Raw genomic sequence first — 1,081 nt, 5'->3', positions numbered from 1 at the left:
GACCGGGCTATCGCGGATTATACCCAAGCGATTAAGCTCGACCCGAATGACGCGTTAGCCTACGGTATTCGCGGCGTTGCCTATGGCGAAAAGGGCGACTACGACCGGGCTATCGCGGATTATACCCAAGCAGTCAAACTCGACCCGAATGACACATCTGCCTACCGGTCCCGCGGCTTTGCCTATTACAGCAAGAACGACTACGACCGGGCGATTGTGGATTACACCCAAGCACTGAAGCTTGACCCGAATGACGCATTTGCCTACCGGTTCCGCGGCTTTGCCTATTACAGCAAGAACGACTACGACCGGGCTATCGCGGATTATACCCAAACAATCAGGCTCGACCCGAATGACGCGAAAGCCTACCGTTTGCGCGGCGTTGCCTATTACGGCAAGGGCGACTACGACCGTGCTATCGCGGATTATACCCAAGCGCTGAAGCTCAACCCGAATGACGCGGACGCAAAAGAGGGGCTTGAAACGGCGCGGAGACGAGGGCGGTAGGCGGAACCCGCCGGGCGCTTTGCTGAGGGGCGGAAACCCCGATACGGGCGGGAGGCACAGCCGTCGGGCGGGCTTATCGAGCGGGAGAGAAAGGGCACGGGCAAAGCCCGTTCCCTTTCTCGTCTCATAGGGGAAGCGGGTTTTGCCGCTTTCCCTATGACGCTATACAGGGGCGGGCTCGCTTCCATTCGGAGCGCCCGTGACGGAGGTATACGATGAGCATAAAACGCGCCGCATTAGGGCTTGTCCTTGCCGCTGCGCTCGCTCCCTGCGGCAGCGCGGAAACCGCCGCACAAGCGGCTTTCTTTAACGGCACGCTCTTTGCCGAGCGGGACGACTACAGCACCGCGATAGCGTGCTTTACGGAAGCGCTGGCGCTCGACCCGAACCTTGCGGACGCCTGCAATAATCGCGGCTATGCCTATGCCCGCAAGGGCGACTATGACCGGGCTATCGCGGATTTCACCCAAGCGCTGAAGCTCGATCCGACGAATGCGTCGGCCTACACTAATCGCGGCGCTGCCTGTCTCTACAAAGGCGACCGCGACCAAGCGATTGCGGATTTCACCCAAGC

At 60.1% G+C, this 1,081-nt stretch carries 2 protein-coding genes; both read left to right on the top strand.

The window, feature by feature from the left end:
• Window positions 1–507, top strand: a 507-nt coding sequence (locus tag AWU74_RS05945; RefSeq protein ID WP_162504915.1) for a tetratricopeptide repeat protein, incomplete at its 5' end; no start/stop codon positions are given.
• A gap of 215 nt (window positions 508–722) precedes the next feature.
• Window positions 723–1,081 (top strand): tetratricopeptide repeat protein (locus AWU74_RS05940; RefSeq protein WP_162504914.1); only part of this gene is annotated, 359 nt, incomplete at its 3' end.

The organism is Treponema endosymbiont of Eucomonympha sp., assembly GCF_001028545.1.
Note: the sequence above shows the minus strand (reverse complement) of the source record. Positions and strands in the feature narration are given on the sequence as shown.